Below are 7,905 nucleotides of genomic sequence, written 5' to 3' on the forward strand. Positions count from 1 at the left end.
TGATCTCATGAAGCAGGCGTTCGAGGATCTGGTGCACGAGGCCGCGTCCGCGTCGGTCGAGGGCTGGGACTTCTCCTGGCTGGAGGGCCGGGCCACGGAGGCGCGGCCGTCGTGGGGATACCAGCGGGTCATGGCCGAACGCCTGGCCGAAGCCACCGCCGCGCTCGACATCCAGACCGGCGGCGGAGAGGTGCTGGCGGGGGCGGACCGGTTCCCGCCGCTGATGGTGGCCACGGAGTCCTGGCCGCCGAACCTCGCCAAGGCCACCCGGCTGCTGCATCCGCGCGGCTGCGTGGTGGTGTCCGACCCCGACGAGCCGCCGCTGCCGTTCGCCGACGAGGCGTTCGACCTGGTGACGAGCAGGCATCCGGTGACCGTGTGGTGGGCGGAGATCGCCCGGGTCCTCGCGCCCGGGGGAACGTATCTGTCGCAGCAGGTGGGGCCGGAGAGTGTGTTCGAGCTGGTCGAGTACTTCCTGGGGCCGCTGCCGGCGGAGAACCGGCGGGCCAGGCACCCGGACGACGCCAGAGCGGGCGCGCAGGAGGCCGGACTCGAGGTGGTCGACCTCAGGTTCGAACGGCTGCGCACGGAGTTCTACGACATCGGGGCGGTGATCTACTTTCTCCGGAAGGTGATCTGGATGGTGCCCGGCTTCACCGTCGAGGGGTATCTGCCCAAGCTGCGTGAACTGCATGAACGGCTGGAGAGCGAGGGGCCGTTCGTGGCCACGACCACCCGGTTCCTGATCGAGGCTCGTAAGCCCGCGGCGGCCGGTTGAGGGTGGCCGTTGCGGCGGCGCGTTCGTCCGGCGTGAGAAGCGATCCCCCCGATCGGCGCCCGCCCGGGTCGGTGGGTGGCGTGGGGGTGGCTTGCCGTAACGGATGGTTGGGACGGCGAGCAGAGGCGGGACGGTGGCTTGCCGTAACGGGTGGTGGGGCGGCCAGTGGAAGCGGGACGGTGGCGTGGTGGGTTTTGTCGGCGGGGTGCGGCAACATAAGCGGTGTGCTATTGATCGACGTGGTCCGGGTCTCGGAGGCGGTGACGCGGACGTCGGCTCGGCTGGGGAAGGTGGGACACCTGGCCGAGCTGCTCGGCAGGGTCGGCCCCGACGAGGCCGAGATCGCCATCGCCTACCTGTCGGGCGAGCTGCCGCAGCGCCAGGTCGGGGTGGGGTGGCGGACGCTGCAGGACGTCCCGCCGCCACGGCTGGCCGCCACCGCCACGCTGACCCAGGTCGACGCGCTGCTGAGCCGGATCAAGGCCGTGTCGGGGCAGGGGTCGCAGGCGGCGCGCAAGGGGCTGGTGACGGAGCTGTTCGCGGGGCTGACGAGCCAGGAGCAGGCGTTCCTGACCCGGTTGCTCAGCGGTGAGCTGCGCCAGGGGGCGCTCGACGGGGTCATGATCGAGGCGGTGGCCAAGGCTTCCGGGGCGCCGTCGGCGGACGTGCGGCGGGCGCTGACGCTGCGCGGCTGGCTGCCCGCGGTGGGGGCGGCGGCGCTGTCCGGCGGGGTCGAGGCGTTGCACGCGTTCCGGCTGGAGGTCGGGCGTCCGGTCGCTCCCATGCTGGCGGGCAGTGCGGCCAATGTCGCGGCCGCCCTGGAAAAGGCTGGTTCGCAGCCCTCAGGCAGGCGCGCGACGCCGCCGGAAGCCGACTCGCCCGCGGTGGCGCTGGAGTGGAAGCTCGACGGGATCCGGGTCCAGGCGCATCGATCCGGCGACCAGGTGCGCGTCTTCACCCGGACGCTCGACGACATCACCAACCAGGTCCCCGAGCTCGTCGAGGCGGTCCTCGCCCTTCCCGAGCCCGACCTGGTGCTCGACGGCGAGGTGATCGCGCTGCAGCCGGACGGCCGGCCGTACCCCTTCCAGGTGACGGCGAGCCGGGTGGCCAGCAAGCTGGACGTCGCGCGGCTGCGCGAGCAGACCCCGTTGAGCGTGTTCTTCTTCGACGCGCTGCGGGCCGGCGGCCAGGACCTCCTCGACCTGCCCTACGCCGAACGCCAGGAGGCGCTCGCCCGCGCCGTCCCGCCCGGACTGCTCACCCCGCGCCTGGTGACCGCCGACGTGGCCAAGGCCGAGGAGTACTTCGCCGAGGTCGTGCGCGCCGGCCACGAGGGGCTCGTGGTCAAGACCCTCACCTCGCCGTACGCCGCCGGTCGGCGTGGCGCCGGATGGATCAAGGTGAAGCCGCGCCACACCCTCGACCTCGTCGTCCTGGCGGCGGAATGGGGACACGGGCGGCGAGAAGGCAAGCTGTCCAACCTCCACCTGGGCGCCCGCGACCCCGAGGGCGGCTTCGTCATGCTGGGCAAGACGTTCAAGGGCCTCACCGACGAGCTGCTCGCCTGGCAGACCGAACGGTTCCTGGAGATCGCCGACGGCCCCACCGACGGCTGGACGGTCACGCTGCGCCCCGAACTGGTCGTCGAGATCGCCTTCGACGGCGTCCAGCGCTCACCCCGCTACCCCGGCGGCATGGCGCTGCGCTTCGCCCGGGTGCTGCGTTATCGCCCCGACAAGCGGGCCGAGGAGGCCGACACCGTCGACACGGTCCGCGCACTCATGCTCTGACGTCAGCGTTTGGGCCATTTCCAGCTCGGCCCGTCCAGCGGGCCCTGCCCGGCCACCGTGGTCTCGCCGTACTCCTTGACCAGCTCGATCGTCGTCGCCTTGCGCCGCTCCAGCGCGGTGACCAGCGCCCTGGCGTGCGTCACGACGATCACCTGCGTCTCCTCCGCCGCGGCGGCGATCAGCTCGCCCAGCGGTTCGAGGAGGTCGGGGTGGAGGCTGGTCTCGGGCTCGTTCAGCACCAGCATCTGCGGCGGGCGCGGGGTGAGAAGCGCGGCCACCCACAGCAGGTACCTCAGCGTGCCGTCGGACAGCTCCGCGCTGCCCAGCGGACGCAGCAGGCCGTGCTGCTTCAGCGTCAGCTCCATCCGCATGCCCTCGAACGTGATCTCCACCCGGCTGCCGGGAAAGGCGTGGTCGACGGCCGCGTCGAGCGCCTCCGCGTCGCCGATCTCGCGGATCGTCTGCAGCGCCGCCGCCACGTCGGCGCCGTCGTGGCTCAGCACCGGCGTACGGGTGCCGATCTGCGCCTGTCGTGCGGGCGCGTGGGTGTCCGTCCGTAGATGGTCGTAGAAGCGCCACGACCTGATCCGTTCGCGCAGCACCAGCAGATCGGGCGCGCGTACCGGATCCGCCATCTCGCTGAGCATGCTGTCGAAGGGCTGCAGGTCGTGCGGCACGAACTCCCACTTGCCGCCGCGATCACGAAGCTGTACGGCGGGGCCGCCCCGCTGGGCCAGCAACGTCGCCGGACGCAGGATGGGCCCCGCCCAGGTGGCCTCCGCCTTGATCTCCGGGTCGAGGGAGAACGCGGACGGGCCACCGTACCCGCTGGTGGGGATGGGGAGCCCCAGGTCCATGGCATAGCCGAAGTCGTCTCCCGCGAAGCCCAGCTTGAGGCTGACCGGGCCAGAACGGGTGGTGCCCTGCACCGGGTGGGTGCCGTCGCGTACGCTCCGGCCGATGCTCTCGGGCCCGGCCCACAGCGTGGACGCCAGGCCGCCCTCCCTGGCCAGGGCCGCGACGGCGCCGTTGCTCGCGGAGTCGGCCAGCAACCGGAGGGCGCGGTAGAGGCTGGACTTGCCGCTGCCGTTGGCGCCGGTCACGACGTTCAGCCGCCCCAGGGAGACGAACAGCCTGCGCAGCGACCGGTAGTTCTCGACGGCGAGTGTGTTCATCATCGTGCCAGCGTACGGCCCTGCCTTATTGATCACGCTAAGTGCGCATGTCCAATCCCAGGACACCACAAGATCAGGCGCGTACCCTCGGAATTCCAGTGAAACTTGTGATCAAAGTGATATATGTCACTACTTGACTCATTAAGTTGCCTTTACTCGGGCTTTGTCGCGTAGGTTCACTCCGATGCCGGGGCGGTGACTCGCCCCGTCCCTCCGGGAACGGCCGAAGCGCGCCCCATACCCCCTCTCGCCTGGCCTTTCCCTGTCCTGTCCCCTATCTAGGACTGTGGTTCCCCTTGGGTCAGCATTCGACCAAGCCGTCTCGTCCGAACCCTCTCGCCCGTTCCCTCGGGAGCGGCAAACGCCGCTGGACCACCGTGGCCGCCGGAGTGGCCGTGGTCGCGGCCGCCTCGACCACCGCGTGGGCCGCGGTCACGAACGGTGACGACAGTCCCCGCAGCACGGCCATGAACACCGCCCCCGGCTCCCGAACTTCGGCGGGCTCACCCACACCCCACGGCACCCCCGGCACCCCGGCGCTTGGCGGCACCCCCGTCCCGGCGTCCACTGGCACTCCCGGCCCCACATCCCTCGGCACCCCCGGCCCGGCATCCACCGGTACCCCCGGCGGCCCGGCACTTGGCGGCCCCGCCCAGCCTCAGGGCACTGCTGGGCCCAGTGGGTCGAAGCCGTCGTCGTCCAGTTCGGCCAAGTCGCCTGCCGGGCCGAAGACGGCGAAGGCGGAGCGGGTCTCCAAGCCGCGTACCCGGGTCATCTCGTCCGGTACCTGCGGCGCCTCCTTCTACGGCGAGCCGCAGATGACCGCCAGCGGGGAGCGTTTCAACCCGTCGGCGATGACGGCGGCCCACAAGACGCTGCCGCTCGGCAGCAGGGTCCGGGTCACGAACCCGAACAACGGGGACTCGGTGACCGTCCGCATCAACGACCGCGGCCCTTACGTGGGCGGACGCTGCCTGGACCTCTCGGAAGCCGCCTTCGACGCCATCGGCAACACGGGCGCGGGCGTCATGACCGTCAAGTACGAGGTCCTGGCCAGATAGCCACCGCGCCCTCCCGCACCACGGAGATCCTTGGACCCGTCACCCGCTCGCCCGTGGTGCGCGCCTTCGGCCGGCCATCAGCTTGCCCAAGGTGTGCGTCTTGGCCTGTCATTGGCTTGCTTGCGGTGCGTGCCTTGGCTTGTCACCGGCTTGCCCATGGTGCGTGCCTTGGCCGGTCACGTGCTCCGGTGGTGCTACACCCCTGCCGGGGCCGTCCCCGGCACCTCTCCTGGTTTCCTGGCACCCATGTGGGTGCCTGGTGCCTGGTTCCTGGGTGCCGGTGTTGGGTTTCTGGGCCGGGGCGGTTACTTGACCAGGCGGACTGTCAGGGGGTAGCGGAACTCGTTCTCCGACAGGGCGGCCACGCCGCCGGCGATCGAGAGGACGATCGCGGCGATCCAGATCACCGGCAACAGGATCACGCCCACGATCGTGAACGGCAGCAGGAACGTCGCGCCGGTCACGGTCAGGTGGAAGTTGAGGGACTCCAGCGCGTGACGGCGGATGTAAGGCGAGGTCTTGCCGCCGGTCAGCAAGAGGATCAGCGGGCCGATGATGGGCAGGCCGATCAGGGCCAGGAGGTGTGCCGCCGATGCTCCCAGGCGTTCGTTGCTCTCCGTGGGGCCGTGGTGCCTCGGGGGTGCCGGGGCCATGGTCTGGCGGAGGTTGGCGGCGGGGCGGGAGCCGTACAGCTCGGTCATGATGGGCATGAGGTCGCCGTGGGTGCGCGCGGTCATGGCGCGTTCGAGGCGGTCGTCGAACTCGAGCTTGTCGAACCGGCCCTCGGCGTAGGCGGCCTTGACGTGCTCCACTACGTGCTCGCGGTCCTGGTTCGTCACGCGCAGTTGGGCTTGCGGCACCTGTCCCGGGCCGCCCCGGGGTGTGGGTGCCTCTGTCATCGCGGCCATGCCTCTCCTTAGCTCAGGCGGGTCTTTCCCTATGCTGCATCCTTTTGCTGTGGTGTGGGATCGGGAGGAACCCCGATGTCTCCCTTAGAACAGCCCCGACGCGGCGGGCGCGAAACCGATATAAAAAGGAACCATGAGATGGCGAGACCGCTATGGGCTCCGGCGTCTGCGCGGGCCGAAGGTCGCTAAGTTCGACCGGGAGGCGACGGATGCTGACATCGAAGCGCTCATCGCCTTTGCCAAGTCGCGGCGCGGGGTCGAGTTCTACGTCGAGCCGGAGACTTTCGCCACCGACACCACCGCTGTCGCCGTGGCCGACGACGGCGAGTGGACCCGGCGGCGGGTGGGCTCGCCCGCCGTCATCCACAAGGTCGCCCGTGACCTCGCGCTGCCCGTGTACGACGTGCAGCTGACGGGGTATCCGCCGCGCATGCGCGCCTACAACGAGCGGCGGCGCAAGGAGGAGGGCGGACTGTAGCCGCCTGTCCTGGGGGTACGCGTCGATGCGGCGCGTGCCCTTTTCGTGTACCTGTGCTCTTGCTGCTCCCTGATGGCGGCTCCCCTGACGCGGCAGCTCTGGTGACGTGATCGGGCCCCGCACGGGTACCGCTGGCGGGGGCCCCGGCCCTGCGCGGGACCTGGTGTGTCGCCGGCCCCGCGCGCATGCTTACTGCGCGCCTGGTCCCGTAGGGCGCGGGCGCGCGTTTGGTTCTGCGAGGTGCGGGCGTGCGTTTGGTCCTTCGGAGTGGGCGATCAGGTTGTTGGCGTGGCTATGTGGTTACGGCGTCGGTGGGGGTGTTCAGGAGGGTGGTCAGGGGGAGGAGCCAGGCGGCTCTGGGGGTGCCCATGGCGGCGTCCAGTTCGGCCGGGGTGGGGAGGCGGCCGCTTAGGAGTGAGGGTGGGAGGAGGTGTTGGAGGGCGTGCATCAACAGGTTGGCCATGGAGTAGGCGGGGTCCAGGGTCAGGGCGCGTTCCAGCGCTATGACGGCCAGCACGCTGTCGCCTGTGCGCCAGCTTGACATGGCCAGCAGGGACGCCGGGGCGGGGACGAAGGTGGGCTCCAGTCTGCGGGTCAGGTCCTTCCACAGCGGGGCATGGGTGTCGTCCATGAGGGTCCAGGCCTCGTCGCGGATGCGGATGATCGTGAGGTCCAGGCCGAGTTTCGCGGCCTCAGTGTCGTCCAGACGGCGGCCGGCGGCTTGGGCGGCGATGGCGGCGCGTACGCGGATCAGGCCCTCGGCCACGAACTTGCGGGCGAAGGCTTCGGTGTCCTTCGTGGCTGACAGGCGGGTGCGTAGGTCGGCTATGGCGGTGGCTGTCGCGGAGCGCATTGACATGCGGACCGGGCCGGTGAACGGGGCGATGGTGCGTTCCAGAGTCTGGCGGTCCGGGAGTGCGACCATGCCGTGGACCGTCGCCTCCGCGGCTACCGGGCTGGACTTCGGGTCGTAGGGGGTACCTGTGGGTGGGCAGCAGTGGGGGAGGTCGCAGACGTACGACCAGTAGCGGCCGGACTCGGCTCTCAGGGCTTCGCCGATCTTTACGCCCGCTCTTGCCGCCAGGCGTCTGGCTGTGTCTATCGCGGGGGTTACCAGGGGGCCTGTGCCGTAGCCGACCAGGATCAGTTCGGTGATCTTCTCCCTTTCCAGGACCGGGGTCAGGGGGTCGAGGGCGTCCTCGGGGAGGGGGAGGTTCCAGCGGGCCGCTATCTGGGCCTGGTCGGCGGCCATGCCGATCACGATCAGGCTGTCCGACGGGTGGAAGCCGACCAGGTACGGGACCGCGGCGAGGATGTCGGACGGGGAGACGAGGGTGAGGCACGGGGTCATGGGGCACGAGGGTGCCCTGGATGGGGGTGTGGGCGGGGGACCGAAAGGCGTTCTGGGGATTACGGGGTACGGCTGGCGCCGGGTTGTGGATGACGCGCACCGGCCCCGGGTCACGTCCGAGCGAGTGCCACGAGCTGTCCGGCAGGCCCTGGCGAAGGGCCCGCGACGGGTGCCGGAAGGTCACCGGCGTGGCGTGCCCAGGAGGGCGGTGTGGCCTACGCGGAAGGAGGGAGCCGCTGGAAGGCGTGACGGAAGGGGGAGCCGTCGGAAGGCGTGATGGGAGCGTTCCGGGGAAGGGCGTTGCGTGCTTGGGAGGGGGCGCAGCGGGGAGGGGGTGGCGTGGCGCGTGCCCAGGAGGCGA

At 70.6% G+C, this 7,905-nt stretch carries 7 protein-coding genes; 4 read left to right on the forward strand and 3 right to left on the reverse strand.

Annotated elements, in window-relative coordinates:
• Positions 1 to 7: 7 nt before the first annotated feature.
• Positions 8 to 778, forward strand: a complete 771-nt coding sequence (locus tag ACIBEJ_RS09330; RefSeq protein ID WP_397182156.1) for a class I SAM-dependent methyltransferase — start codon at positions 8 to 10, stop codon at positions 776 to 778.
• Between the two features lie 224 nt (positions 779 to 1,002).
• Positions 1,003 to 2,571 (forward strand): ATP-dependent DNA ligase, encoded by a 1,569-nt coding sequence (locus tag ACIBEJ_RS09335; protein ID WP_397182157.1) that lies wholly within the window; start codon positions 1,003 to 1,005, stop codon positions 2,569 to 2,571.
• A gap of 2 nt (positions 2,572 to 2,573) precedes the next feature.
• Here ACIBEJ_RS09335 and ACIBEJ_RS09340 read toward each other — a convergent pair whose 3' ends face one another.
• Complete coding sequence (locus tag ACIBEJ_RS09340; protein WP_397182158.1) at positions 2,574 to 3,749, reverse strand: AAA family ATPase; 1,176 nt, start codon at positions 3,747 to 3,749, stop codon at positions 2,574 to 2,576.
• A gap of 374 nt (positions 3,750 to 4,123) precedes the next feature.
• Between ACIBEJ_RS09340 and ACIBEJ_RS09345 the strand changes: the two genes are divergently transcribed.
• Positions 4,124 to 4,807: a septal ring lytic transglycosylase RlpA family protein gene (locus ACIBEJ_RS09345; RefSeq protein ID WP_397182159.1), complete on the forward strand. Its 684-nt coding sequence runs from the start codon at positions 4,124 to 4,126 to the stop codon at positions 4,805 to 4,807.
• Positions 4,808 to 5,112: 305 nt separating this feature from the next.
• On the opposite strand, the gene ACIBEJ_RS09350 is transcribed toward ACIBEJ_RS09345, so the two are convergent.
• Complete coding sequence (locus ACIBEJ_RS09350) at positions 5,113 to 5,706, reverse strand: DUF1707 and DUF4870 domain-containing protein (RefSeq protein ID WP_397182160.1); 594 nt, start codon at positions 5,704 to 5,706, stop codon at positions 5,113 to 5,115.
• Positions 5,707 to 5,848: 142 nt separating this feature from the next.
• Between ACIBEJ_RS09350 and ACIBEJ_RS09355 the strand changes: the two genes are divergently transcribed.
• Positions 5,849 to 6,193, forward strand: coding sequence for a hypothetical protein (locus ACIBEJ_RS09355; RefSeq protein WP_397182161.1), 345 nt, complete (start codon positions 5,849 to 5,851; stop codon positions 6,191 to 6,193).
• A gap of 292 nt (positions 6,194 to 6,485) precedes the next feature.
• Here the strand turns inward: ACIBEJ_RS09355 and ACIBEJ_RS09360 are convergent, their stop codons facing one another.
• Complete coding sequence (locus tag ACIBEJ_RS09360; RefSeq protein ID WP_397182162.1) at positions 6,486 to 7,544, reverse strand: DUF4192 domain-containing protein; 1,059 nt, start codon at positions 7,542 to 7,544, stop codon at positions 6,486 to 6,488.
• Between the last annotated feature and the right edge of the window lie 361 nt (positions 7,545 to 7,905).

It is taken from the genome of Nonomuraea sp. NPDC050790 (assembly GCF_044456745.1).
Taxonomy (GTDB): domain Bacteria; phylum Actinomycetota; class Actinomycetes; order Streptosporangiales; family Streptosporangiaceae; genus Nonomuraea.

Coding starts and splice junctions, on each gene's coding strand:
- ACIBEJ_RS09350 (WP_397182160.1), bottom strand. CDS start 5,706: ATGACAGAGGCACCCACACCCCGGGGCGGCCCGGGACAGGTGCCGCAA.
- ACIBEJ_RS09360 (WP_397182162.1), bottom strand. CDS start 7,544: ATGACCCCGTGCCTCACCCTCGTCTCCCCGTCCGACATCCTCGCCGCG.
- ACIBEJ_RS09340 (WP_397182158.1), bottom strand. CDS start 3,749: ATGATGAACACACTCGCCGTCGAGAACTACCGGTCGCTGCGCAGGCTG.
- ACIBEJ_RS09355 (WP_397182161.1), top strand. CDS start 5,849: ATGAGATGGCGAGACCGCTATGGGCTCCGGCGTCTGCGCGGGCCGAAG.
- ACIBEJ_RS09330 (WP_397182156.1), top strand. CDS start 8: ATGAAGCAGGCGTTCGAGGATCTGGTGCACGAGGCCGCGTCCGCGTCG.